Raw genomic sequence first — 25039 nt, 5'->3', positions numbered from 1 at the left:
CTTAAATTTTGTCTAACACATTAACCATTTCAAGCGCACCTAAAGCAGCTTCGCCGCCTTTATTACCCATTTTGGTACCTGCGCGCTCAATTGCTTGCTCAATGCTTTCAGTGGTTAATACGCCAAATGCAACCGGGATATCGTACTCAAGAGATACTTGTGCAAGACCTTTGTTTGATTCGCCAGCGACTAAATCAAAGTGTGGCGTACCACCTCTGATCACGACACCTAGAGCGATGATTGCATCGTGTTCTTTCTTTGCTGCAACGCGTTTCGCTGCTAAAGGTAATTCAACGGCACCTGGTACGTAAACAACAGTAATGTCGTCTTCAGAAACACCACCTGTGCGCTTAAGCTCATCAACAGCACCTGCTAATAGGCTGCTACCAATAAAGTCATTAAAGCGAGAAATGACAATGGCAAATTTTTTGCCCGGTGCGTATTTGTTACCTTCAATAATTTTCATTTAATAACCCTAAAAAATAAGTTTAAGCGGTTGCGATTGCGCAAAAATTACGGCGCATAATACCACAAAAATATAAAAGTAGCCTAGTAAATCTATTTTCCCAAATTAAGAGCGAGGCTCAACATAGTCAACCACTTCTAAGTGGAAACCAGATAGCGCGTGGTACTTCTTAGGACGGCTCATTAAGCGCATCTTTTCAATACCTAAATCAGCCAAAATTTGCGAACCAACACCCACAGTACGCGAGGTACCTTGGAATTTACGATGACTGACATTTTCGCCCGCATCTTCAGCGGCAAAGGCTTTAACGGTTGCTTCTAAATCTTCAGTTGATTCTTGTTTACCTAAAATAACCAGCACGCCGTTATGCTCAGCGATATAAGCCATAGCATCTGATAAGCCCCAGCTACGATCAGCACTTCTATCTGATAATAGAATATCGTTAAAGGTGCTTTGTAAGTGAACACGTACTAACGTTGGCTCATCTTTCGATACTTCACCTTTTTGTAAAACATAGTGAAGCTGACCATCAATAGTGTCTTTGTAGGTCACTAAGTCAAACTCACCATGATCCGTTGGCAGTTTACATTTAGCAACGCGCTCAATGGTGGTTTCGTTTAGGTTTCGGTATTCGATTAAATCTGCAATAGTGCCAATCTTTAAGTCATGCTCTTTAGCAAATACTTCAAGATCTGGGCGACGGGCCATAGTGCCATCTGCATTTAGAATTTCAACAATCACAGATGAAGGTTCAAGACCTGCTAAACGTGCTAAATCACAACCCGCTTCAGTATGACCAGCACGTGTTAACACGCCACCAGGCTGCGCCATAATTGGGAAAATATGCCCTGGCTGTACGATATCGCTCGGTACGGCACCTTTAGCGATTGCGGCTTGTACGGTACGTGCGCGGTCGGCTGCTGAAATACCTGTAGTTACGCCTTTTGCCGCTTCAATCGACATAGTGAAGTTAGTTGAAAAAGCTGCACCGTTATTTTTAACCATCAGTGGTAATTCTAACTGCTGACAACGCTCTTGTGTCATTGTTAAACAAATTAAACCACGGCCGTGTGTTGCCATAAAGTTGATGGCATCAGCACTGATATGTTCTGCCGCGATAATTAAATCGCCTTCATTTTCTCGGTCTTCATCGTCCATTAAAATAACCATTTTACCGGCTTTAATGTCATCGATAATTTCTTGCGCGCTGTGTAAATTCATAATGTGCCCATGAGAGTATGATTAATAGTGACGTATCTTTGCTTACTTAATAAAGCCAGCTTGTGCGAGCAAGCTCATTGATATGTCTGAACGGGAAGGTTGTTCAGCCCCTTTAATTAGGCGCTCTAAATAGCGAGCAATCTGGTCAACTTCTAAGTTCACCTGAGTACCCACCTGAAATTCTGCAATCGTTGTTTGCTCAGCAGTATGTGGAACAATCGTCAGCTTAAAGCGATTTTGCTCAACCTCGTTGACGGTTAGGCTAATGCCATCAATACACACCGAGCCTTTGTACGGAATGTACTTCATTAAATCATTGTCAGTACTTAACCAATACTCAGTTGCACGAGCATTAGGACTAATACTTTCGACAGTAGCAATACCATCAACATGGCCTGACACTAAGTGCCCACCTAGGCGAGAAACCGGTTGCATAGCTTTTTCGAGGTTAACTGTTTGCCCTTTTTTATAATGTGCAAACCCAGTTAAGCTAATTGTTTCGTTTGATAAGTCAGCACTAAAACCATCGCTATGTTTAGCGACAACCGTTAAACACACACCATTGGTGGCAATACTGTCACCGAGCTTAACGTCTTCCATATCCAAATTAGCGCTTTGAATACGAATAGCTAGATCACCTTGCTTTTGTGTTAGTTCAACAATTTTACCTGTTGCTTCAATAATTCCAGTAAACATAGTGCTACTCTTTATTTTCAATTTTTGTGGCTTGCTTTGCTTTTGTCGCTGTTAAGCGAATATCGTCGCCAATCATCACTGTATCTGTAAAGGTCAGTTCAGTGATATCACTCATCATGGTGACTTCTGCAAAGTTTAGTAAGCTTTTGCCCATATCACCTATTAACTTAGGGGCAATATAAACAATGTATTCGTCAATTAAATCTTGCTCTGCGAACACCCCTGCAAGGGTTGCTCCTGCTTCGAGCCAAATATGATTAAATTGTAATTCAGCAAGACGCTTTAAAACCGCCGATAAATCAACTTTATTGTTAATTGCTGGTACTACTTCGTGTTTAACAAAGTGAGGCCATTTGGTGTGATTATCAAGCGAAGTGGTAAAAATTATCACCGGGCTCTCGATGCTGAATAACGCAAGCTCAGGCGTTAACCTGTTTTGTGAGTCAATAATGATTCGGGTTGGTTGACGCAAAGGCAACGAGGTTGGCATGGTAAATGGCAACTCATCAACACGGACATTAAGTTTTGCATTATCAGTAATAACGGTGTCTGCACCGGTTAAGATAGCACAGCTTTGCGCACGAAATGCTTGCACATCTTGGCGCGCTTTAGGGCCTGTTATCCATTTACTTTGGCCGTTATTTAGCGCAGTTTTACCATCTAAACTACATGCCATTTTACACGTCACATATGGCAATCCAGTTTCCATACGCTTTAAAAAGCCTTTATTTAAATCGCGCGCTTGCTGCTCAAGTAAACCAGATGCAACGCTAATACCTGCGTCTGCTAAAATTTGTAGGCCGCGACCACTCACCGCAGGGTTTGGGTCAACCATAGCGGCAATGACCTTACTTACACCTGCAGCTTTTAAACCTTCGGCACAAGGTGGAGTACGTCCATAATGACTACAAGGCTCTAAAGTCACATATGCAGTGGCGCCTTTCGCGTTGTCGCCAGCTACAGCCAAGGCATTCACTTCAGCATGGCCCTGCCCTGCTAATTGATGAAACCCTTCACCGACTATTTCGCCATCTTTAACCAAAACACAGCCAACATTCGGATTTGGCGTCGTGGTAAAACGACCTAGTTTAGCAAGCTCAATGGCACGCGCCATATAAGCCGTATCAAGCTCTGTAAACGACATGATTAATCACCTAAACGAGCGATTTCTTCACCAAACTCGCGAATATCTTCAAATGAACGATAAACCGATGCAAAGCGCACATAGGCTACTTTGTCGAGTTTCTTTAGTGACTCCATGATGCATTCGCCAATTAAATGGCTAGAGATTTCACGCTCACCCGTAGCACGAAGTTGAGATTTAATGATGTTAACGACTTCGTCGACCTGCTCAGTGCTCACTGGGCGTTTCTCTAAAGCGCGATGCAAGCCATTCAGTAACTTGTCTTCATTGAATGGTTCGCGGCTACCGTCTTGCTTGATGACTCTTGGCATCACAAGTTCAGCGCCTTCAAAGGTGGTAAAGCGCTCATGGCATTCGTTACATTCACGTCGACGTCTCACTTGGTGACCACCGCCAACTAGTCGAGAATCAATTACTTTAGTATCTTTTGCGGTGCAAAAAGGGCAATGCATAGGGTTCTAGTTCCGTTTATAAAAAACAAAAAGGCCGCTTAGTAAGCGGCCTTTATGATAGCAAAAAACAACGCTATTGTTATCTTAATTACGGTTTAACCAGTAATTAAGCGTAAACTGGTAATTTTTTACAGATAGCTTTAACTTTCTCTTTTACTTCTGCTTGTACTGACTCATCGTTGATGTTGTCTAGTACGTCACAGATCCAGCCAGCAAGCTCTTTTGACTCAGCTTCTTTGAAACCACGGCGAGTAATAGCCGGAGAACCAATACGAAGACCAGACGTTACGAACGGTGAACGTGGGTCGTTTGGTACTGAGTTTTTATTTACAGTGATGTTAGCGTTACCCAGAGCAGCGTCAGCATCTTTACCTGTGATATCTTTATCGATTAGGTCTAGAAGGAATAAGTGGTTGTCTGTTTTACCAGAAACAACTTTGTAGCCACGCTCTTGCAGTACTTCAACCATAGCTTGAGCGTTCTTAACAACTTGTGCTTGGTACGCTTTGAATTCTGGTTGTAAAGCTTCTTTGAAAGCAACCGCTTTAGCAGCGATGATGTGGCATAAAGGACCACCTTGACCGCCAGGGAATACAGCGCTGTTTAGTTTTTTGTAGATCTCTTCATCACCACATGCAGAAACGATTAGACCGCCACGAGGACCCGCTAATGTTTTGTGAGTTGTTGTTGTAACAACGTGTGCGTGAGGGATTGGACTTGGGTATACACCCGCTGCGATAAGACCAGCAACGTGAGCCATATCTACGAATAAGTATGCGCCAACTTTATCAGCGATTTCACGGAATTTAGCCCAGTCAACAACGCCTGAGTATGCAGAGAAACCAGCGATGATCATTTTTGGCTTGTGCTCTAATGCAAGCGCTTCAACTTGAGCATAATCAATTTCACCTGTTTCGTCGTTTAGGCCGTATTGAATTGCATTGTACGTTTTACCAGAAAAGTTAACGTGTGAACCGTGAGTTAAGTGACCACCATGAGCTAAGCTCATACCTAGTACTGTATCGTGCGGCTGAAGAAGTGCTTGGAAAACAGCTGCGTTTGCTTGTGAGCCCGCATGCGGTTGAACGTTAGCGTAATCTGTGCCGAATAATTCGTTTGCACGGTCAATTGCTAATTGCTCAACAACATCAACATGCTCACAACCGCCATAGTAACGTTTGCCTGGGTAACCTTCAGCGTATTTGTTGGTAAGCTGAGAACCCTGCGCTTCAAGTACGCGTGGGCTACAATAGTTTTCAGACGCGATCAGTTCGATATGCTCTTCTTGACGAGCCGTCTCTTTAGTGATGGCTGCAAATAACTCTGGATCGAAATCCGAAATATTCATGCTACGTTCTAACATGGGGTCTCCTAAGGCAACGTGTATGGTGTTTTTTGAAGGCTGTATTGTACGCTTAAAACGCACTTTTGCCTATCTTGTAAAGATGAACATATTTAAACAGGGATTGAATTTATTTCACAGTGTTTTAATAATGATATTTTTTTATTGATACATAATAAAAATTTATAGATTTAAAATATTTCATAGATATTTAAAATGTTATTTCAACGAAAAACCGCCCGATTAAATTGCGTTTTTATAGGGACAAACTAAGCTTATAGGACTAGTCAATATCAAGGATGGTATAAGTACATGTTAGCTAAACCAATATACGAATTAGTCCCCTACGGATATTTTTTTCTTGGCATAAGCTGTATCGCATTGGCAAATAATTATGTGCCAACTCTCATCGGTGTAATCTTATTTTTATTAGGTGCTAATATTTGGCGGATGCGTTCAGAAGCCAGAAGAACCGATCATTCAAGCCAGCGTGTTAAACAAAAAAAACGTCGCTATTACTATGAATTTAAACCTTTTATCATTTTTATTTCGGCTTTCACCTTGATGCAATGGACGCAAAATGAGCTCGTCTCGGTGATCAGCATTTTGCTATGTATCGCGGCCGGGGTCATCCTAAGCATGAGGATTTTAAACCGACATAGTCACTCGTTACTTCATTAAAGGCTTCATTAAAAGACTGCATTAAAAAGAGCGGCTTAGCCGCTCTTTATACCTTTATTAAGCACTAAGCTAATTTATTTAACAGCACAGTTCGAAGCAATTGATAATCAAACTTAATATCTTCAGCTAAACACTGTTTTGCTAATGCATCTGCTAGTGGTTTCGGCATAGGCAATTCGATGTCTAAAATTTGCTCTACGCTGTCTTTGAATTTAGCTGGGTGTGCAGTCGCTAAAAAGATACCTGCACTGCCATCAGCTAGATTTTCTTTCAAGCCCTGATAAGCAATTGCAGTATGAGGCTCTGCGATGTAACCTGTTTGATGAATTTTTTTCATCACTTCTTTTGTTTCTTCTTCACCAACACAGCTTGAATAAAAGTCATTATAACTAAACCATTCGTTATCCAACATAAACTGAACACGCGGCCAGTTATTCGGTTTACTTACATCCATCGCGTTCGATAGTGACTCAAGCGTATCATTCGGTGCCCACTCTTTATTTTGTAAGAAACGTGGCACTGTGTCGTTTTGGTTAGTTGTAGCGCTTAATTTCGCTACTGGCATACCAAGCACAGCACCGATCATCGCGGCACACACATTACCAAAGTTACCACTTGGAACTGAGATATGCGCTTTACTACGCTGCTCTTTTGGTAATTGAGCAATCGCTTCAAAGTAATAGCAAACCTGTGCAACTAAACGGCTGATATTAATTGAATTTGCTGAATTCAGACCAAGCTTTTGTTTCACTTCATCATCTAAAAACGCCTGTTTTACCATGCTTTGACAATCATCAAAGCTACCATCAACCGCATAGCAATGAATGTTGTTGCCTAACGTTGTGAATAGCTTTTGCTGCGCTAATGAAATTTTACCTTTCGGGTATAAGATCACGACATCGATATTTGGCTTATTATAAAATGCATGGGCAACTGCAGCCCCTGTATCGCCTGATGTAGCCGTTAAAATCGTGACTTTTTCACCCTGATTAAATTGCGCAAGACACTCAGCCATAAAACGGCCACCAAAGTCTTTAAACGCAAGCGTTGGGCCATGAAATAATTCAAGGCAATAAATATCTTTTTCTACTTCAACTAATTTCACATCAAAGTTAAACGCATTTTGCACCATCTGTGCAACGGTATCGGCAGGAAGCTCGTCACCAATCAGGTGCGATAAAATCTTACTGCTACGGCTCACAAAGTCTAAATCAAGTAACTTATCAATGTCTTGAATTGGTGTAAGGCTATTAGGGAAGAATACACCTTGATTACGCCCTAAACCCGTTTTTACCGCTTCAACAAACGACACCTGTTGTGTTTCATCTTTTAAATTATGTAATTGCATGTTTATTCCTTAAATTCTTTAAAGCTGTCGTGTGCCAAGCTGATCAAGTTGGCAGATGTGGCAGAAGCCCTGCTCATTGATGTAATTATCATTCAGCCAAGCTGCACACTGCTTAGCAGCTTCCAGGCTCTTACACACGGTAAATAATGTTGGGCCCGCACCAGAAATGCTGACAATCTCTGCACCAAGCTCTGGCAAGGCACTCTTTGCTTCGGCAAAGCCTTGAATGAGCGGTGCGCGATGTGGCTCAGCGATTTCATCACTCATAATGGAAAGCGCTGCGTCAAAGCGACCTGTAAGCAATAAGCTGCTAAATGCAGAAAGTCGCTGTGCGAACTCAACACTGTCGTGCATTGATAATTGCGTTGGCAAGACCGAACGCGCTTTTGCGGTATTCAGTGAAAATCCCGGAAAAGCCGCTACGTAATACCATTGATTATCAACAGGTAACGAAATTGACTTGTTCGGAATGAGTTCACCAGTTAATTGCAAGCCACCTAAATAACAGGGTGTGATGTTATCGTAATGACGACCGCCACTAACAATGGCTTCAAAATCAGCCATCAACTCGATAAGTTGCTCTTGAGATAAGTTGGTTTCAGCGAACTTATCAAGGGCTGCAAACGCAGCCACCACAGAACAGGCACTAGAACCTAAACCTGAACCAATTGGTAGGTTCTTTTTAAGCTCAAGTTTTACCGCTGGCATAGTCGGTGCAACGTGTTCTTTAAAATGAATTAAACATTGATAAGCCAAGTTTTCTTCAGCATTAGCAGGCAGTTTGTGGGCATAGTCGCCAGAGCAGACAAAAGTATCTTGCTCAGCGGCACTCACCTCTACAACATCGCCTAATAAGGTGCCATCGATTGGTGCTAGCGCAGCACCTAACGCATCAAAGCCTACAGCAAAATTCCCGATTGAAGCGGGTGCATATACACGGATCATGACCAGCTCCTAACGTGTTAACGTTTTTAAAATGTCGGCAAATACACCTGCAGCCGTTACTTCAGCACCTGCGCCATAACCACGAATAACAAACGGACGAGGTTGATAATATTGACTTAAGATGGCCAGTGCATTTTCACCGTCACGGATATCATAAAGAGCATGGTTACTATCTACGGCTTCAATGCCTACTTTACATTGACCGTTTTCAATAGTACCCACATAACGAAGTACTTTACCTTCGCTTGCAGCACTTTGTATACGGTCGTTAAACTGTGCATCAAGTGATGGTAGTTTTGCCATGAAATCTGCTACAGAATCACCTTCTGCAAACCCTTTTGGTAAAACAGATTCAACTTCGATATCGCTTAGTTCTAACTCAAGACCCGATTCACGAGCAATGATCAGTAGTTTTCGAGCAACATCAGTGCCTGATAAATCATCACGCGGATCTGGTTCTGTAAAACCACTTTCTTTTGCTTTTAACGTGGCTTCGCTAAGTGATAAACCATCTTGTAGCGCACCAAACATATACGATAATGAACCCGACAAGATACCGCTGAACTTAATAAGCTCATCACCGGCACCAAAGAGTGATTTCAGGTTATCAAGTACTGGTAAGCCTGCACCTACGTTTGTTTCGTATAAAAACTTACGATTATTCTTCTGTGTCGCTGCAACTAAATCTTGGTAGTAAGCATACGAGCTAGTATTGGCCTTTTTGTTTGCCGCAACAACGTGGAAACCGGCATTCAAGAAATCAACATATTGCCCAGCAAGCTTATCGGCTGAGCTACAATCTACGATCACAGGGTTAATTAAATGGTTTTGTTTAACAAATTGCTCGACCAAATTTAAATCAAATGCCTGCTCTGACACGGCTAATTTGTCTTGCCAACCATCAAAAGCAATGCCTTCGCTATCTAGATAAAGCTGCCTTGAATTAGCAACACCGTACAAGTTCAGTTTAATATTACGTTTTTCAAGCCATGCTTGTTGACGCTTTAACTGCTGGATAAGTTCTTGACCTACTAAGCCACAGCCAAGTAAAAACACATCGATTGAAGGAATGTGAGTAAAGAAGTTCTCATGGCACACTTTCACTGCGTCGTTGCATAGTTCACCATCGATAACCGCTGAAATAGCACTCTCAGTCGAGTCTTGTGCAATAGCAACAATGTTAACCTGCGCTTGAGCTAATGAAGCAAAGAACTTAGCTGCTAAGCCTTTGTGCGCACGCATGTTATCACCAACTAGGGTTACAATCGCAAGGTTACGCTGTACTTGAACTGGTTCGATTAAACCGGCTTGTGATTCTAATTCGAAAGCAGTTTGTAATGCTTCTAGAGCAAGTGATAGGTCGCTCTCATGCACACAGAAACTGATACTAAATTCACACGAAGATTGTGTGATTAGTACAATTGACACATTGTCATGCGCCAATGCATTAAATACTTTTGATGCCATACCCACTTTGCCTTTCATACCTGGGCCAGACACCGTTAACATAGCGAGGTTTTGTAAACTTGATAGCGCTTTAACAGGCTCGTTCGACACACTGTCGTTACTGATCACTGAACCTTCAGCACGTGGGTTATGAGTATTTTTGATCTCGCACGGCACACCTGCTTTAGCACAAGGTAAAATCGTTTTCGGGTGCAATACTTTCGCACCAAAGTAAGACAGCTCCATTGCTTCTTTATAAGATAACGAATCAACCTTAGATGCTTTTTTGATATAACGCGGGTCAGCATTGTAAACACCGTCAACATCAGTCCAGATCTGGCATACATCAGCTTCTAAACATGCCGCAGCTATTGCTGCTGAGTAATCTGAACCATTGCGACCAAGTGTTGTTAGTTCTCCCTGCTCATTGGCAGCAGTGAAACCCGGCATGATATAAATAGTGCTCGGTGCTGCTTTTAATGCAGCTTGAAAACGTAACTTACTTGCGGCCAAGTCAGCTTCAGCATCAATGTAGCCACCTACAGATGCAATACAGTCTGTTGCTTCTAAATAACGAGCATTACTTTCTTTAAGCATACACTCCATCAAGGCAACACTAACGCGCTCACCAAAACTAATTGCATAAGCACGTACTTGGTCTGGGCAACACTTCAAAAGTGCAACACCATCCAGTTTATTCTTAAGTTCGTTTAAATCAGGCCAATTCACTACCTGACCAAAGTCAGCTTCAACAGCAGCTTTTAATTGTTCACAGCGCGCAACCAATGCTTGCCATAACTCTCTAAAATCTTGCCCCTGCTCTGCAGCGCTTGCTAATGCAACTAATGAATCTGTCATGCCACCTGGTGCTGACAGCACTAACAGCATTTCATCGCGTAATTCTTCTTTGACTAACTGAGCTACCTGTTGCAAACATGCGTAGTCGGCCAAGGACGACCCACCAAATTTTAATACTCGCATTATTTATGTTTCCTCATTCCATAAACGAAAAAGGCCTGTGTTCTAGTGAACACAGGCCTATAAATTTGTTGCACCGACCTATGCCACTATCCCGTAAGGATGATGGTTGTAATAATAATGGTCGTTGCGTGATTAAATGTTTTCATAGCCTTTAGACTGCCTTAAATGTAGCCAAGCTGTCAACCCTTAAAGAAAAGATAAATTATGCACTTTTGTTATACAAAAGATTAATGAATACCAAATTTATGCAAAGTTGCTTTCAGTCGAACAATATCTATCGGCTTATCGATGAAATCAATGGCTCCCAAACTAGCTACTTTTTGCTTCATTTGCGCTTGAATATCAGCTGAAATAACTATAACAAAGCACTCTATTTTCTCTGCTTTGATCGTTTCAAGTACAGCAACACCATCTAGCTCTGGCATAGTTAAATCCAAACACAATAGATCAAAGTTTTGCTCGCGTAGTAAAGCAAGTGCTTCTCGACCATTGGTTGCTTGTTGAATATCAGCACTTAAACAGTTACCTAAGCACCGAACTACTTGTTTGCGAGCTATACTTGAATCATCACAAACCAGTATTGAAAAATTAGGGTTATTCATGAATATAAAAATCTTCGCTGTAGCAAATACAACATCTAAAAAGGCTAAAGTAAAAGACGAGCGAAATTTATAACACACTTTTATTGGTGCAGTAAGGTTAAGTTTTTTTAAAAAATAGTAACAATTTATAAATACTCCAGTAAAAAAGGATTTATTTATTTATTTTTAACCGTTTATTAGCTAACTTTAGAACTAATTGAATGTATTACAAATGTAACCAAGGAGCTATGGGTATTCTATGTTACAGAAAAGCCTATCAAAAGAATTGTTAACAAATGTGCTCTCGGTCTACTTCTTACTCACTTTTGTAGTGACCTGTGGGCAGGTTATTGCTGAATATGTAAACACTAAAGATTACATTCGTGACGAATTAACCACTTTACAAAAAACATTTAGCCGTAGTTTAACCCGTGCAATTTGGGAACTTAACGATAAACAAACCATCACAACAGCTGAAGGCTTACTCGCAATCCCTATGATCGAAGGCATTATTGTGCGCGATGATAGTGGCGAGGTACTCTCACAATTAGGTCGCTCATTAGATATTCACGAGCTATATAGCCAGCAGTTAGTGCAAGAAGAAGCGATAATTGAAGATACACCATCCGGTTTATTCGGCTATACATTTCCGCTTATTTTTGAGTTTTCGGGTAAAACAACTCAAGTAGGCGATGTAACCTTATTCTCAAGCCGAGAAGTGGTATTTAGCCGCATCATGATCTCTATTTATTTTCTAATCGGTAACGCAATGATCAAAACCACCTTTTTGATCATACTTTTCTTATTAGCATTTAGAAAACGCTTAACTGAACCACTTGCGCAATTTACAGAACAAATTGAAGATCTTGAACTAAACGATTTAGAAGGCCGCCATATCGAGATCCACACAACTGAACACAACGAATTAAAAGTAATGGAAGAATCTTTTAACCGTTTAATAGATAAAGTTGTTCTCTACCGAGAAGAACTGGAACATACTCAGAAAGAGCTTGTACTTAGTAATGAAAAACTCGACCAACATAATTTACAGTTAGAGCAAGAAGTCGCGCGCAAAACATCTAACCTTAGCCAAGCGATGATGGATTTGCAGCAACAGAAATATGAATTAGAAAAACAAAAGCTAACACTGACTGAAGAGATAGACCTTCGTAAACAAACTGAACAAGAACTCATAACCAAGCAAACTGAGTTACAGCGCTATGTTGATGAGTTGAACTTAGCACATGAGCGCCTAGTCGGCTCCGAGAAAATGGCTGCTTTAGGCGGCTTAGTTGCAGGTATTACCCATGATGTAAATACACCAATCGGGATTGGTGTGACTGCGACTTCATTTTTACAAGAACGTTTAGATCAGATTGAAGCGGCATACAAAGAAAAAACCCTATCACCAAAAGCGCTTGAAGAGTTTATTAATGACGCCAAGCAAAGCACTAGCTTACTTACTAGTAATTTAGACCGTGCATCAGAGTTGGTTGCAAGTTTCAAACAAATTGCAGTCGATCAAGCCAGTGAAGCAGTACGTACTATTAATTTCAAAGAGTATTTAGGCGAAGTGATCCGCTCTTTACATCCAAAACTAAAGAAAACATCTCATCATATCAATTTAGATTGCCCTGAAGATTTAACACTCAACCTGCCTGCAGGCGCTATTAGCCAAATTTTTACAAACTTGATCATGAACGCACTTATTCATGGCTTTGAAGGCATTGAAAGTGGCATCATAGATATCATAATTAAAGACGAAGAAGATGAAGTCGTTATCGACTTTAAAGATAATGGTAATGGTGTATCCGAACATCAGCTAGAAAAACTGTTTGACCCGTTCTTCACAACCAAGCGTGATCAGGGTGGCAGTGGGTTAGGTACTCATATCACTTTAAACTTAGTGAAGCAAACCCTTGGCGGTGATATAGAAGTAACAAGCGAAGTTGGAAAAGGCTTGCATTACCATATTAGTTTCCCAAAAAACATGCCTAAACCGCTCTCAATGTTTAACTCATAAGCAATTCGTACTGATGGCGAAATGATTCATTTCGGCATCAGTTTTTTATTGTTATGATTGGGCAAATTTATTGAAAGGATTAGCCTAATTATGTGGTTTAGTAACCTTATCTGTTACCGTTTTAAACAAGACGTTTCATACTCTCAAGAAGACTTCGACAAAGCCCTAGAACAAGATCTGTTCCGCTCATGTACAGGCCAAGAGCTTTCAACATTTGGTTGGACAAAAGCCTTTGGTAAGCATGGTCAAACTCTATCTCACTTCTCTCAAGACAGCATTTTAGTATGCGCTAAGCGTGAAGAAAAAGTACTGCCTGCGGCCGTTATCAACGAATTGGTTGCAGAGAAAGTTGAGCAAATCGAAGCGGAAGAAAACCGTCCGGTAAAGAAAAAAGAAAAAGACGAACTAAAAGAAAATATTCTGCACACTTTACTGCCTCAAGCATTTAAAAAGTCGAGCCTACAGTTTGCGTTTATTGACCAAAAAAATGGCTGGGTTGTCGTTAACAGCGCAAGCTTTAATAAAGCAGAAGAGCTTTTAGCCCTACTTCGTAAATCACTTGGCACGCTACCTGTCGTACCTGCATTTGCTAATTATGATTTAGATGTATTTTTAACAGATTGGTTAACTAATTTCAGCACTCCTGAAGGCTTCTCTATCGGTAACGATGCAGAGCTTGAAGAAGCCGATGACAGTGGTGCTCAGGTTAAATTGAAAGGCCATGACTTATCATGTGACGAAGTAAAGTCACACCTAGAAAATGGTAAGCGCGTAACTAAACTGGCTCTTGATTGGCAAGAACGCGTTAAGTTCATGCTACAAAACGATGGCTCGATTAAGCGTCTAAGCTATTCAGAAACATTAAAAGAAGAAAACGCCGATATTCCAAAAGAAGATATGGCGGTAAAACTTGATGCTGACTTCATCTTAGCGTCAGAAGAAATAAAACAGTTGCTAGAAGAGCTGACCCAAGGTTTAGGCGACGCTGAAGATTTATAAAATTAACCTAAATGTTAATTAACACAAAGCGCGACTTGGTCGCGCTTTGTGTTTTTAGCTATTCAGTAAAAATGGCTTTGACCTCATCAAGCATATCGTGATATTCGTCTTCATTAAATAACTCAAGCGATTCTATTACGCCTTTATCAACATATGTTTGCAATGCTGCCGATTTGTCAGAAACCTGCAAGATGCCTTCTAAAATCGCGCCAATACGAATAAAGTCAACATAGCATATTTGCTCTGGACGATAGTTTGGATTTGCCCAGCTTTCAGCAACTTCGACGAACTCATCAGTAAAGCCCCAAGCACGCATAATTGCGCCACCTACTTTGCCTCCTAACTTTTGGATAGCGTGTGCCAAAAAACTTGGATTTGCAAAAACTTCAGGGTGCTTTTCAGCCTCAGTCAAAATTGGCAACACGCCTATGTTATAGACTAATGAAGCTAGCGTAATGGTATCTCGGTTCAGTGATGTTTGCTTATTTCGACGTAAGAAAAAGTCCATTAGAGTAATTGAGTGACATGCAACTTTAAGGGTTTTTTGCCATGCTTTATCCATATACCCTTTTATCAGCTCATTATGCGATACAAACAATTGTTCCATCGCCATTGCGGTGGCAATATTTTTGATTTGACGTAGACCAATTCGTGTGACGGCTTGATGAAGATTGGTGACTTTAACTGAGCGCCCCATAAATGCACTGTTGGCCACTTTAATCATTCGTGCCGATAACGCTGGATCATGGGAGATAACATCTGCCATATCCATCAAGTTTACTTCTGGGTTATCTGCTGCTTGCCTCACTTTTACTGCAACTTCAGGTAATGTCGGTAACACTAAAGTGTCATTATTTATTCTGTCGACCAATATGGTCAGTAATGCATTCTCTGTTGACATATGCGTGCCATCCTCTTGGGTTAGTTTGCCAAAATAAAGACAAACTAATGACTGACATTATTAGATTAGTTCTTGTTTTAGTATTGTCTAACTTAACGCTAAAGTTAAGAAAATCACAGAAATTATCTCTTTTTATGCTTTTTAATCATGTAACTGATAAATAAATATCGCTTCTAGCGCTGTATACTTGCCATGTATATGGCAGGTTTGCTTTAATGCATACACTTTTTGTTTTAATAACAATGACTCTCACTAAAATCGGGAACGGGCAAAATGACATTAAATAAAATTAGCCAAGCACTTATCTTATCAGGTGCTGTTTTTCTTGGTGCATGTTCTGATCAGCAAGCAACCACTTCTCAAACTCAGCCTGCTGCAGAGCAAACAAAGCAAAGTATTGAACAGAACAACCCACAACTTATCAATGCAGATGAAAACCGTTTAGACATTTACACAGACTTCACACTTACTTCTGATCTTAGCCACCTGAGTGATAACCAAAAGCAAATGGTTGGTAAGTTGATCGATGCCTCAAAAATTATGGATGAGCTATTCTGGCGCCAAGCATTTGGTGAGAACAAAGACGCTTTCTTAGCAAAAATCAATGATGAAAAAGTTCAGAAGTTTGCAGATATCAACTACGGCCCTTGGGATCGCTTAAACGGCGACCAAGTTTTCTTATCAGGTTATGAAGAAAAGCCTCTAGGCGCTGAATTTTACCCAAGCGATATCACTAAAGAAGAATTAAACAACGCAATCGTTGATGACAAAACAGGTCTTTACTCAGTGATCAAACGTGACGAGAAAGGCCTTCTTTACAGTGTGGCTTACTCTGTTGAGTACGCACAAGAGTTAGAAAAAGCAGCTAATGTATTACGTGAAGCAAGCAAGCTAGCTGATGATAAAGAATTCGCTAACTACTTAAGCATGCGCGCAGACGCACTAGTAAGTGATGACTTCCAACCATCTGATTTTGCGTGGATGGATATGAAAAATAACCCAATTGACGTGGTTATTGGCCCTATCGAAACCTATGAAGATCAATTATTTGGTTACCGTGCGGCGTATGAATCTTATGTACTAATCAAAGACTTGGCATGGAGCGAGCGTTTAGCTAAATTCGCTGCTTTCTTACCTGAGCTACAAAAAGGTTTACCTGTAGACGAAAAATATAAGCAAGAAGTCCCAGGTTCAGACGCTGACCTAAATGCTTATGATGTCGTTTATTACGCAGGCCACTCAAATGCGGGTAGTAAAACAATTGCTATCAACTTGCCAAATGATGAGCAAGTACAGCTAGAAAAAGGCACACGTCGTTTACAGCTTAAAAACGCCATGCGTGCTAAGTTCGATAAAATCTTAGTGCCTATTTCAGAACAGCTAATTGTTCCTGAGCAACGTAAACACATTACCTTTGACGCTTTCTTCGCAAACACGATGTTCCACGAAGTAGCGCACGGTTTAGGCATTAAAAACACCATTACGGGTAAGGGTACTGTTCGCCAATCATTGCAAGAGCATGCAAGTGCCCTTGAAGAAGGTAAAGCGGATATCTTAGGTCTTTACATGGTTGAGCAATTACTTAAGAAAGGCGAGATCACTGACGGTACATTAGAAGATTACTACATCACCTTTATGGCTGGTATCTTCCGTTCAGTGCGTTTTGGTGCTTCAAGCGCACATGGTAAAGCGAATATGATCCGCTTTAACTTCTTCGCTGAAGAAGGCGCATTTTCTAAAAATGCTGACGGCTTATACAGCGTTAACATGGAGAAAATGAGCCAAGCAATGGAAAAACTATCGCGCTTAATCTTAACGATTCAAGGTGACGGTGATTACCAAAAAGTTGATCAGCTAATCGCAACTCATGGTGAGATCAAAGCAGAGCTAGCGAAAGATTTAGAAAAATTAAGCCAAGCTAATATCCCAGTTGATGTTACTTTCAAACAAGGCAAAGAAGTATTAGGCCTTTAATACCAGCCTTGTCTGATATAAAAAACGCTGCAATTGCAGCGTTTTTATTATTCTCGTGCGACAAAACTTAATCCATATTTGCTATTCAGCTGGACTATATCACCACTAATCAACATCTTATTAAACTCTGAATTAAAATCATCTATAAACTCATTAAGCTCCCGTTGCTTAGTGAAACCATAATAGCCTTGATTCACCGTAATGATTGGCGACAGCATGATAACCTTACTAGATATTGATAAATCATCAATAATCGGAAGAGCAGCTCGCGGGTGAGTCATCACTAAATCAACTCGATTGTGCATTAACTGTAAAAAACTAGCTTTAACACTCGCCACTTCTGACAAAGTTAGACTTGATTTATTGCGTTTAAATTCTGAACCATAATTCCAACCCCGAGTAATACCAATCACGTCTTTACGTAAGCTTGCGAAATTACCAGCCCAAGTTACATCGCTATTTTTTTTGGTAAAAAAGACAATAGGATCTTCATAAAATGGCAAGGCACTAAATTGCATATATTGTTGACGTTGAAGAGACTTATAAGGACCGATAATGGCATCTGCATGGCCTTGCTCAACCATTTTTAAAGCACGCTTTAGTGGCATGATATCGATGACGAGTTCATGCCCAAGGCGTCGACAAATTTCATGAGCAATATCAGCACCTAAACCAATCACTGTACCTTGTTGATCTTGTTCTAAGATTGCGGGGAAATGGCTCCCAACAAAGTAATAACTTTTTGCTGTTACGGAAAATGAACATAGAAAAGCCAATACGGCTATTACTGTGCTTTTCACTTTTATTAGTCTCTTATTTTTCGCATCTACTTAGCTTAGCGCAATTTAATATGATTGATTAAAAATGTGCTCTTAGTTGCTCTATTTGTTCATCGCTATATGGAACTGCCGGTAATTTACCCCAAATAGGCGCTGGCCAAGCCGGATCGGTAGTGAAGCGTGCAATATGATGAACATGTAATTGCGGCACCATATTACCCAATGCTGCTATATTGAGTTTGTCTGGGCTGAATACCTGTTGTAACAACTTACTCAGTTTGCCCGACTCTTGTAATAAGGTAATTTGTAGCTCTTCAGACAGATCGATAATCTCTTTAACGTCTGCAACTCTTGGCACTAAGATAAACCAAGGGTATTGGCTATCATTCATCAGCAATACTTTACACAGTGGCCAATCCGCAAGTTCAATGCAGTCGCGTTGTAGTTCTGGGGCCAGAGAAAACGACGTATCAGTATTTTTCATCAATAAATCCTTTGATATTGGGTAATCAAATCCTACTTTATAGCATTTTGTTGCAGTTGCCTAAGCTTACCATTAACATCATGGCAGTTTTTATTCGAGCGAAGGTACTCCTGTGCTAAAAAAAATTAAATCTCTCTCACTTGCTCTGCCAGTGGTGGCCACTGCATTTAGTGTGACTGCTGAACCACTCACACTTGAGCGTATTTTTGACGATCCAAGCTTAGCAGGCAAAGCGCCTGTACAACTTAAATTCTCTCCAGACGGCAGTCGTGTCACTTACCTGCAAGGTAAAACCGATGATTACAACCGCTACGATCTATGGGAATACAACTTAAAAGATAACAAAAACCGCTTATTAGTTGACTCTGCTGCGCTATTTTCTGGTCCAGAAAACTTATCTGATGAAGAAAAAGCACGCCGTGAGCGCCAACGTATTTTTGGTAAAGGGATCTTAGAATATAAATGGTCTAAAGATGGTAAAGCGCTTTTATTCCCACTTAATGGCGACCTTTACTATTACGAGCTTGCCTCAGCTAAAAGCCGCAAATTAACCGACACAGACGCATTTGAAACCGATGCACGCTTCTCACCTAAAGGGCACTTCGTATCGTTTATTCGTGAGCAAAACCTATACGCACTTAACTTAAAAACGGGTCAAGAAATCCAATTAAGTAAAGATGGTGGCGGTGTTATTAAAAACGGTATGGCCGAGTTTGTTGCGCAAGAAGAAATGGGCCGTATGACTGGCTACTGGTGGTCTGGTGATGAGTCTAAAATCGCTTATACCCGTGTTGATGAAAGCCCAGTAAAAGAAGCGATCCGTAATGAAATTTACGCCGATGAAGTAAAGCTTTTTAACCAACGCTACCCGTTTACAGGTACCGACAACGTTAAAATTCAGTTAGGTGTTGTAAGCATCAACAATCAAAAAACTGACTGGGTTGATTTAGGCGACGATCAAGATATTTATATCGCTCGCGCAAAATGGTTAAAAGATAACAAAACGCTTTCTTATCAGTGGCAAGACCGCTCGCAACATAACTTAGAGTTACGTTTTTATAATAGCGAAACGAAAAAGCAAACGGTTGCCCTAACAGAAACCAGTGATACTTGGATTAACCTACACTTTGATTTGCAATTCTTAAACGATAAAAAGCATTTCGTTTGGGCATCTGAGCGCGACGGTTTTAAACACCTTTATTTATACCGCACAAACGGTGAAATGATCCGTCAAATCACCCAAGGTGAATGGGTTGTTGATAGCTTAAAAGGTATCGATGAGAAAAAAGGCATCGTTTATTTCGCAGGTCGTAAAGACACAGCCCTTGAAAGCCACCTTTACAGCGTACCGCTATTCAAAAAAGGCGAAATTAAGCGCGTAACTGAGCTAGGTGCTTACCATAATGTGGTAATTGCTAAAGATAACAAAACCTTTATCGATAACAGCTCATCAGTGAATAAGCCTGGCTCAGCAGCATTACGTAAAATTAATGGCGAATTTATCACTTGGCTTGAAGAAAACAAGTTAGATAAGTCACACCCATTAACGCCTTACCTAGCTGATTTGATCACACCTGAATACGGCACGTTAACAGCTGAAGACGGGCAAATCATGCATTACCGTTTATTCAAACCAACTAATTACCAAGACGGTAAAAAGCACCCGGTTATTGTTAACGTGTATGGCGGTCCTCATGCTCAGCGCGTAACAAACAGCTGGCGTAGTAAAAACTTATACTTCCAATACATGGCACAACAAGGCTATGTTATTTTCCAACTTGATAACCGTGGTTCATACAACCGTGGTAAAAAGTTTGAAGACGTGATTTATAAGCACTTAGGTGTGGCTGAAGTGGCAGACCAAATTAAAGGTGTCGAGTTCTTACGCACCCTTGATTACGTTGATCCTGAGCGTATTGGTATTTATGGCCACAGCTACGGTGGTTACATGGCGCTTATGACCATGTTTAAAGCGGGCGACTACTTCAAAGCCGGTGTTTCTGGTGCGCCAGTTACTGATTGGGCACTTTACGACACTCACTACACTGAGCGTTATGTAGGTCACCCTGCAACAAACGCGAAAGGTTACGAAGCAAGTGCTGTCTTCCCGTATGCTGAAAACTTAAAAGGCCCGCTGATGATTTATCACGGTATGGCTGATGATAACGTGTTATTCACTCACGCCACTAAGTTATTCAAACAACTGCAAGATCAAGAAAAACAGTTCGAAATGATGACTTACCCGGGCTCAAAACACAGTTTACGTGGCAAGAGCGTACAAACGCACTTACACCAAACCATCACAAGTTTCTTCAACCGACACTTTAACGTTGAGTAATCACGTTTAATTTCGGTAACTTAGACTAAAGGCTGATTGTTAAATCAGCCTTTTTTTTGTCTCAATGTATTCTACTATTTAACTAGATTTTCGACCTATTTTGGCTACGCTTAATACATTGCTCTTATGAGCATGACGAAGGAACACACATGAATTACTTACGCCGTTTTACAATTTTTCAGCGCCTCGCCATGTTAGTGAGTGTGGTCGTGATAGGGCTGATATTTTTGAGCGTCTCGAGTTTAACGCAGCAATACAGCTCGCTAAAGCAAGAGCAATACATAAAAACTCAAAACCTTGTTGAGTCAGCCTACTCTATTATCGAGCATAACTATGCGTTGTTTGAGCAAGGTAAGCTGAGTGAGCAACAAGCCAAGCAAGCAGCCCTCGAAACAATTTCTGCACTACGTTATGACAATAACAATTACTTTTGGATCAACGATTATGAACCCGTTATGGTCATGCACCCGTTTAAGCCAGAATTAAATGGTAAATCGCTAGCGGGCAGTAAAGATCCAGATGGTGTGTTGTTATTTGTCGATATGGTTAATATCGTCAAAAAACAAGGAGAGGGTTTTATTCCCTATAAGTGGCCAAAGCCAGGTAAAGATCAGCCCGTTGATAAAATTGCCTACGTAAAAGGGTTTGCAAAGTGGCAATGGATTGTTGGCTCTGGTGTCTACATTGATACCATTGAAGAGGCCTTCTCGTCACTTCGTACCCATGTCATTATCACCGCGGTAGTGATTATTGCCCTACTGGTTGCGCTTAGCTACCTAATTGCCAATAGCATTCTTCGTCCGACACAACTTGCCGCAAATATGATGAAAGATATCTCACAAGGTGAAGGTGATTTAACTCAAAAGCTTGATGAAAACGGCAATGATGAAGTGTCTCGTTTGTCGCGCTACTTTAATTTGTACACGGCCAAAATGCGTGAGTCACTAAAACATGTTGCCGACAACGCAGAGCAAGTGAATCAGTTTGCCCACAGCGTTGATGATGCCAGCAAAACCAATCATTCATTTATAGAACTGCAAAACGACAGCTCAACTCAAGTGGCCACGGCGATGGAACAAATGACCCATCAAATTCATGATGTCAGTCAGAATGCTGAACAAGCTGAGCATGCCGCTAACGAAGCTGCACAAAATGCCGAAGCAGGCAAGCAGGTTCTTAACAAGACCATCACCGCCATTGAAACCTTGTCGCGTAACATTGAACAAGTGAGTAAGGTTACTGCCGACCTTGCTGCAGAGAGTAACAACATAGGCTCAGTGCTTGATGTTATCCGCAGCATTGCAGAGCAAACCAACTTACTGGCACTCAATGCAGCCATTGAAGCAGCACGTGCTGGTGAGCAAGGTCGAGGCTTTGCCGTTGTAGCTGACGAAGTGAGAACTTTGGCAAGCCGTACAGGTAAAAGTACCGATGAAATTCAAGCTATGATCAGTAAACTACAAACCGGTGCACAAGCTGCTGTTGATGCTGTATCAGCAAGTCAGCAGTTATCAAGTGAAACGGTTTCACAGGCAGGTGAAGCAAATAGTTCGCTAAGTGAGATTGAGCGACTTGTCTCTATTATTAAAGATATGAACAGCCAAATTGCCCGCGCTACCGAGCAACAAACCAGCGCCGCAGATGAAGTTAACTTGCGGATTAATGAGCTTTCACAATCAACCGAGCAATCACTGTCGAATACCGAAGGACTTTCGAACGCCAGTGATAATTTAAAGCATAGCTCACAAGCATTGAGCGATGTAGTTAACCGTTTCAAACTCGATTGATCACAGCACTTCAAAAGCCCTGCAATGGTTTGCGGGGTTTTTCTATAACCTTTCTTTTTATCCCCTAGTAATTTTTGAAGCCACCAAAAACACAACCCACTGATTTAATTGGACCTTTATTAAATAGATAAAAAAAGATGATAAATAGATATTAACGAGATTTACATAAATAAATTAAAAAGGAACTAATGGGGTGTGCTGAATTAAATTGCCATTGGCATTTAATCACTATTACAAAAATAATAAGGAGCGATACCAAAGTGCCTTCAAGAAATATACACCCCAAAAAGAACACACACTTAAAGCGTACTATGTTAGCTGCAATTTGCACTTACTCGCTACTCGGAGTAACTAATCAAGCGCTGGCAGATACAACTCAAACAAAACAAATTCCATTACACTTTATTGTTGCAGCAACCGATAAAGATGGCGCTAATGCCAAAGTTGACCAAGCCACTATTGAGCAATCAATTGAAAACTTAAATTCACATTATCAAGGTACAGGTTACTCATATCACTATAAATCTACTGACTTCGTAACCAACGAAGAGATGCCTGGTTTTTATGACGACGATTACTCACCAGACAATAGAGTGTTATTTATTGAGCCTTATTTTGATAAATCAGCTTTAAATGTCATGGTCGCAGACTTTGATGGCGTCAATGGTAATGCGTTTTTTCCTTACTTTGGCGTAGATGGTGTGTTAATTGATACAGAAGATCTTGTTACAACGACACTCGCACATGAAATCGGCCATAACCTCAGTTTATTGCATACCTTTGCCGATGGTGATGATGAACCTATTTCAGTGCAAATCGGTGAACGTGGCTACTTGTACGGTGACCAGATAATCGACACCCCTCCTTCTTTTGATGACTTAGATGATGATATTGAAAATTGCGAATACACAGGCTCTGCCGAAGATGAAGAAGGTACTCCCTACGCCCCTGATGCCAAAAACATAATGAGCCAAGGAAAAAATACCTGCCGTACGCACTTTTCTGCACAACAAATAGACCGTATGCAGTACGTTTTGCAAAGAGATAAATACCATCTTTTTAATCAATTTGGTGAAGGTAGAACCGTACCAAACTGCGAAAACTCAATTATAGTTACTCAATTCCCACATATAGATGGCTTTAATTTTAATCAAGAAATAGCGCAGCCATGGGTTCAAGATGTAGCTAAAAACGGCTTCTTTTTTAGAACCTCACCTGATTCAAATTCAAGCAGAACAGGTGCTGATGAACCCTTTGAGGGGCACAGCTATTTACAAATTGATAGTAGCAAACGGGATGACACTGATTTTGATGACATTGTATATGCCAAAAAAGGTGACAAATTAAACTACTTAAGCCCTTGCTATGACTTGAGCTTCATCGAAAAACCGACATTGGAGTTTTACTTCAATATGCACGGCAAAGATATGGGAACTAGTATTATCGAGGTATCCGCCGATAATGCGCAAACGTGGGCTGAGTTATGGCGAAAAGAAGGCCAACAACACTCCGACGGCGACATTTGGGAAAAAGTGACGGTTGATCTATCTAACTACAGAACAACTCCCGCACAGCTGAGACTAAGTCATATCATAGAAGGTGAAAAAGGTGATGCGTCATTTGATCTTTTCACTGTTTCGGGCACTCAACCTCAGCAAGATTATGAATTTAATAGTAATACTCTCAATATAGCCGAAGACGAAAATGAAGTAACATTCAAGGTCATTAAAAACTCAGGCTTAGATAGTAGTTCGAAAATACGAATTTACACCGAAGACGTGGATGCTATTGCTGGAGAAGATTATACAGCACTTGATGAGACCCTTACTTTTTCGAGCCAAGAAACTGAAAAAGAACTAGCTATAAATATATTTGATAATAATGAAGTTGATGGTTCTCGCTCTTTTAATATCAAACTAGCATCTGATGAAAGTGACATAATCTTCAATGAATCAATTGTAACGATTGAAGACAACGATGTTGATTTCAGCTATGAATTAGACATTTCAGACACACAAATATCAGAAAATAGCGGCCAACTATTAGTTGGTATAATCAAATCCGATCCAACCGATTTTGAAACAAAAGTTCGTATAAAAACGACGGATGATAGCGCGGTCGGCGGCACTGATTTTACAGCTCTTGATGAAGTACTTACCTTTGCTCAAGGCGAAACACAAAAAGACATTACGATCGACATTATTGATAATTCAGAGGTAGATGGCTCAAGACGCTTCACTCTCGTATTAGAGTCTGAATCATTCAATGAAAAATACGCTGATGAAGTAATCACAATCACCAATGAAGATGGTATTCCAGAGCATGCAACCCTAGATGATAAAGCAAGCGGCAGTGTATCAGGTTACTTTACACTAATGCTCGGCGCACTGTGCTTTATTCGTAGAAACCGAAAGAAGAACATAAAAGACTAAACCTGACCAAGCATAGGCT

The 25039-nt window shown here is 40.8% G+C and carries 20 protein-coding genes; 7 read left to right on the top strand and 13 right to left on the bottom strand.

What is annotated here, in order from left to right:
* Position 1: 1 nt before the first annotated feature.
* The 6 genes from ribE to glyA form a co-directional block, all read right to left on the bottom strand.
* Positions 2 to 466, bottom strand: coding sequence for a 6,7-dimethyl-8-ribityllumazine synthase (ribE, locus tag BIZ38_RS14420; RefSeq protein ID WP_054562661.1), 465 nt, complete (start codon positions 464 to 466; stop codon positions 2 to 4).
* A 105-nt stretch (positions 467 to 571) separates the two neighbouring features.
* The gene (ribBA, locus tag BIZ38_RS14415; RefSeq protein ID WP_138615817.1) at positions 572 to 1687 is read right to left on the bottom strand and encodes a bifunctional 3,4-dihydroxy-2-butanone-4-phosphate synthase/GTP cyclohydrolase II; all 1116 of its coding nucleotides are present in this window, start codon (positions 1685 to 1687) and stop codon (positions 572 to 574) included.
* Positions 1688 to 1729: 42 nt separating this feature from the next.
* On the bottom strand, positions 1730 to 2383 hold the full coding sequence (locus BIZ38_RS14410; RefSeq protein WP_054552574.1) for a riboflavin synthase: 654 nt from the start codon (positions 2381 to 2383) through the stop codon (positions 1730 to 1732).
* A 4-nt stretch (positions 2384 to 2387) separates the two neighbouring features.
* Positions 2388 to 3527 carry a bifunctional diaminohydroxyphosphoribosylaminopyrimidine deaminase/5-amino-6-(5-phosphoribosylamino)uracil reductase RibD gene (gene ribD / locus BIZ38_RS14405; RefSeq protein ID WP_187490589.1) on the bottom strand — a complete coding sequence of 380 codons (1140 nt, stop codon included), beginning with the start codon at positions 3525 to 3527 and terminating at the stop codon, positions 2388 to 2390.
* A gap of 2 nt (positions 3528 to 3529) precedes the next feature.
* Positions 3530 to 3979: a transcriptional regulator NrdR gene (gene nrdR, locus BIZ38_RS14400; RefSeq protein WP_054552576.1), complete on the bottom strand. Its 450-nt coding sequence runs from the start codon at positions 3977 to 3979 to the stop codon at positions 3530 to 3532.
* Positions 3980 to 4085: 106 nt separating this feature from the next.
* Complete coding sequence (gene glyA, locus BIZ38_RS14395; RefSeq protein ID WP_054552577.1) at positions 4086 to 5342, bottom strand: serine hydroxymethyltransferase; 1257 nt, start codon at positions 5340 to 5342, stop codon at positions 4086 to 4088.
* Positions 5343 to 5633: 291 nt separating this feature from the next.
* Here glyA and BIZ38_RS14390 point away from each other — a divergent pair, with 291 nt between their 5' ends.
* A complete protein-coding gene (locus tag BIZ38_RS14390; protein ID WP_187490588.1) occupies positions 5634 to 6002 on the top strand; it encodes a hypothetical protein in 369 nt (122 codons plus the stop codon).
* 64 nt (positions 6003 to 6066) lie between these two features.
* Here BIZ38_RS14390 and thrC read toward each other — a convergent pair whose 3' ends face one another.
* The 4 genes from thrC to BIZ38_RS14370 all read right to left on the bottom strand — a co-directional run bounded on the left by thrC (position 6067) and on the right by BIZ38_RS14370 (position 11324).
* A complete protein-coding gene (gene thrC / locus BIZ38_RS14385) occupies positions 6067 to 7350 on the bottom strand; it encodes a threonine synthase (protein ID WP_187490587.1) in 1284 nt (427 codons plus the stop codon).
* A gap of 18 nt (positions 7351 to 7368) precedes the next feature.
* Entirely contained in the window at positions 7369 to 8295 is a 927-nt protein-coding gene (gene thrB, locus BIZ38_RS14380; RefSeq protein WP_138615806.1) for a homoserine kinase, read from the bottom strand.
* Positions 8296 to 8304: 9 nt separating this feature from the next.
* Positions 8305 to 10722 (bottom strand): bifunctional aspartate kinase/homoserine dehydrogenase I, encoded by a 2418-nt coding sequence (gene thrA, locus BIZ38_RS14375; RefSeq protein ID WP_138615804.1) that lies wholly within the window; start codon positions 10720 to 10722, stop codon positions 8305 to 8307.
* Between the two features lie 227 nt (positions 10723 to 10949).
* Positions 10950 to 11324: a response regulator gene (locus BIZ38_RS14370; RefSeq protein WP_054552581.1), complete on the bottom strand. Its 375-nt coding sequence runs from the start codon at positions 11322 to 11324 to the stop codon at positions 10950 to 10952.
* 238 nt (positions 11325 to 11562) lie between these two features.
* Between BIZ38_RS14370 and BIZ38_RS14365 the strand changes: the two genes are divergently transcribed.
* On the top strand, positions 11563 to 13326 hold the full coding sequence (locus tag BIZ38_RS14365) for a sensor histidine kinase (protein WP_187490586.1): 1764 nt from the start codon (positions 11563 to 11565) through the stop codon (positions 13324 to 13326).
* A gap of 90 nt (positions 13327 to 13416) precedes the next feature.
* Positions 13417 to 14325: a recombination-associated protein RdgC gene (gene rdgC, locus BIZ38_RS14360; protein ID WP_054552583.1), complete on the top strand. Its 909-nt coding sequence runs from the start codon at positions 13417 to 13419 to the stop codon at positions 14323 to 14325.
* A 58-nt stretch (positions 14326 to 14383) separates the two neighbouring features.
* On the opposite strand, the gene BIZ38_RS14355 is transcribed toward rdgC, so the two are convergent.
* Complete coding sequence (locus BIZ38_RS14355; protein WP_187490585.1) at positions 14384 to 15226, bottom strand: HDOD domain-containing protein; 843 nt, start codon at positions 15224 to 15226, stop codon at positions 14384 to 14386.
* 273 nt (positions 15227 to 15499) lie between these two features.
* Between BIZ38_RS14355 and BIZ38_RS14350 the strand changes: the two genes are divergently transcribed.
* Positions 15500 to 17200, top strand: coding sequence for a dipeptidyl-peptidase 3 family protein (locus BIZ38_RS14350; RefSeq protein ID WP_187490584.1), 1701 nt, complete (start codon positions 15500 to 15502; stop codon positions 17198 to 17200).
* Positions 17201 to 17247: 47 nt separating this feature from the next.
* Here the strand turns inward: BIZ38_RS14350 and BIZ38_RS14345 are convergent, their stop codons facing one another.
* Positions 17248 to 18000, bottom strand: a complete 753-nt coding sequence (locus tag BIZ38_RS14345; RefSeq protein WP_054552586.1) for a substrate-binding periplasmic protein — start codon at positions 17998 to 18000, stop codon at positions 17248 to 17250.
* 58 nt (positions 18001 to 18058) lie between these two features.
* Complete coding sequence (locus BIZ38_RS14340; RefSeq protein ID WP_138600394.1) at positions 18059 to 18463, bottom strand: HIT domain-containing protein; 405 nt, start codon at positions 18461 to 18463, stop codon at positions 18059 to 18061.
* Between the two features lie 112 nt (positions 18464 to 18575).
* Here BIZ38_RS14340 and BIZ38_RS14335 point away from each other — a divergent pair, with 112 nt between their 5' ends.
* The 3 genes from BIZ38_RS14335 to BIZ38_RS14325 all read left to right on the top strand — a co-directional run bounded on the left by BIZ38_RS14335 (position 18576) and on the right by BIZ38_RS14325 (position 25020).
* Entirely contained in the window at positions 18576 to 20801 is a 2226-nt protein-coding gene (locus BIZ38_RS14335; protein WP_187490583.1) for a S9 family peptidase, read from the top strand.
* 149 nt (positions 20802 to 20950) lie between these two features.
* Positions 20951 to 22588 carry a methyl-accepting chemotaxis protein gene (locus BIZ38_RS14330; protein ID WP_187490582.1) on the top strand — a complete coding sequence of 546 codons (1638 nt, stop codon included), beginning with the start codon at positions 20951 to 20953 and terminating at the stop codon, positions 22586 to 22588.
* Positions 22589 to 22899: 311 nt separating this feature from the next.
* A complete protein-coding gene (locus BIZ38_RS14325; protein WP_187490581.1) occupies positions 22900 to 25020 on the top strand; it encodes a Calx-beta domain-containing protein in 2121 nt (706 codons plus the stop codon).
* Positions 25021 to 25039: the final 19 nt, after the last annotated feature.

Source organism: Pseudoalteromonas sp. BZK2 (genome assembly GCF_014349195.1).
Taxonomy (GTDB): domain Bacteria; phylum Pseudomonadota; class Gammaproteobacteria; order Enterobacterales; family Alteromonadaceae; genus Pseudoalteromonas; species Pseudoalteromonas simplex.
The sequence above is the reverse complement of the archived record's forward strand: the minus strand, read 5'-3'. Positions and strand labels throughout refer to the sequence as shown.

What these genes read in the sequence shown, in the direction of transcription:
- ribE (WP_054562661.1), bottom strand. Translation starts at nt 466, where the DNA reads ATGAAAATTATTGAAGGTAACAAATACGCACCGGGCAAAAAATTTGCC.
- ribBA (WP_138615817.1), bottom strand. Translation starts at nt 1,687, where the DNA reads ATGAATTTACACAGCGCGCAAGAAATTATCGATGACATTAAAGCCGGT.
- BIZ38_RS14410 (WP_054552574.1), bottom strand. Translation starts at nt 2,383, where the DNA reads ATGTTTACTGGAATTATTGAAGCAACAGGTAAAATTGTTGAACTAACA.
- ribD (WP_187490589.1), bottom strand. Translation starts at nt 3,527, where the DNA reads ATGTCGTTTACAGAGCTTGATACGGCTTATATGGCGCGTGCCATTGAG.
- nrdR (WP_054552576.1), bottom strand. Translation starts at nt 3,979, where the DNA reads ATGCATTGCCCTTTTTGCACCGCAAAAGATACTAAAGTAATTGATTCT.
- glyA (WP_054552577.1), bottom strand. Translation starts at nt 5,342, where the DNA reads ATGTTAGAACGTAGCATGAATATTTCGGATTTCGATCCAGAGTTATTT.
- BIZ38_RS14390 (WP_187490588.1), top strand. Translation starts at nt 5,634, where the DNA reads ATGTTAGCTAAACCAATATACGAATTAGTCCCCTACGGATATTTTTTT.
- thrC (WP_187490587.1), bottom strand. Translation starts at nt 7,350, where the DNA reads ATGCAATTACATAATTTAAAAGATGAAACACAACAGGTGTCGTTTGTT.
- thrB (WP_138615806.1), bottom strand. Translation starts at nt 8,295, where the DNA reads ATGATCCGTGTATATGCACCCGCTTCAATCGGGAATTTTGCTGTAGGC.
- thrA (WP_138615804.1), bottom strand. Translation starts at nt 10,722, where the DNA reads ATGCGAGTATTAAAATTTGGTGGGTCGTCCTTGGCCGACTACGCATGT.
- BIZ38_RS14370 (WP_054552581.1), bottom strand. Translation starts at nt 11,324, where the DNA reads ATGAATAACCCTAATTTTTCAATACTGGTTTGTGATGATTCAAGTATA.
- BIZ38_RS14365 (WP_187490586.1), top strand. Translation starts at nt 11,563, where the DNA reads ATGTTACAGAAAAGCCTATCAAAAGAATTGTTAACAAATGTGCTCTCG.
- rdgC (WP_054552583.1), top strand. Translation starts at nt 13,417, where the DNA reads ATGTGGTTTAGTAACCTTATCTGTTACCGTTTTAAACAAGACGTTTCA.
- BIZ38_RS14355 (WP_187490585.1), bottom strand. Translation starts at nt 15,226, where the DNA reads ATGTCAACAGAGAATGCATTACTGACCATATTGGTCGACAGAATAAAT.
- BIZ38_RS14350 (WP_187490584.1), top strand. Translation starts at nt 15,500, where the DNA reads ATGACATTAAATAAAATTAGCCAAGCACTTATCTTATCAGGTGCTGTT.
- BIZ38_RS14340 (WP_138600394.1), bottom strand. Translation starts at nt 18,463, where the DNA reads ATGAAAAATACTGATACGTCGTTTTCTCTGGCCCCAGAACTACAACGC.
- BIZ38_RS14330 (WP_187490582.1), top strand. Translation starts at nt 20,951, where the DNA reads ATGAATTACTTACGCCGTTTTACAATTTTTCAGCGCCTCGCCATGTTA.
- BIZ38_RS14325 (WP_187490581.1), top strand. Translation starts at nt 22,900, where the DNA reads ATGTTAGCTGCAATTTGCACTTACTCGCTACTCGGAGTAACTAATCAA.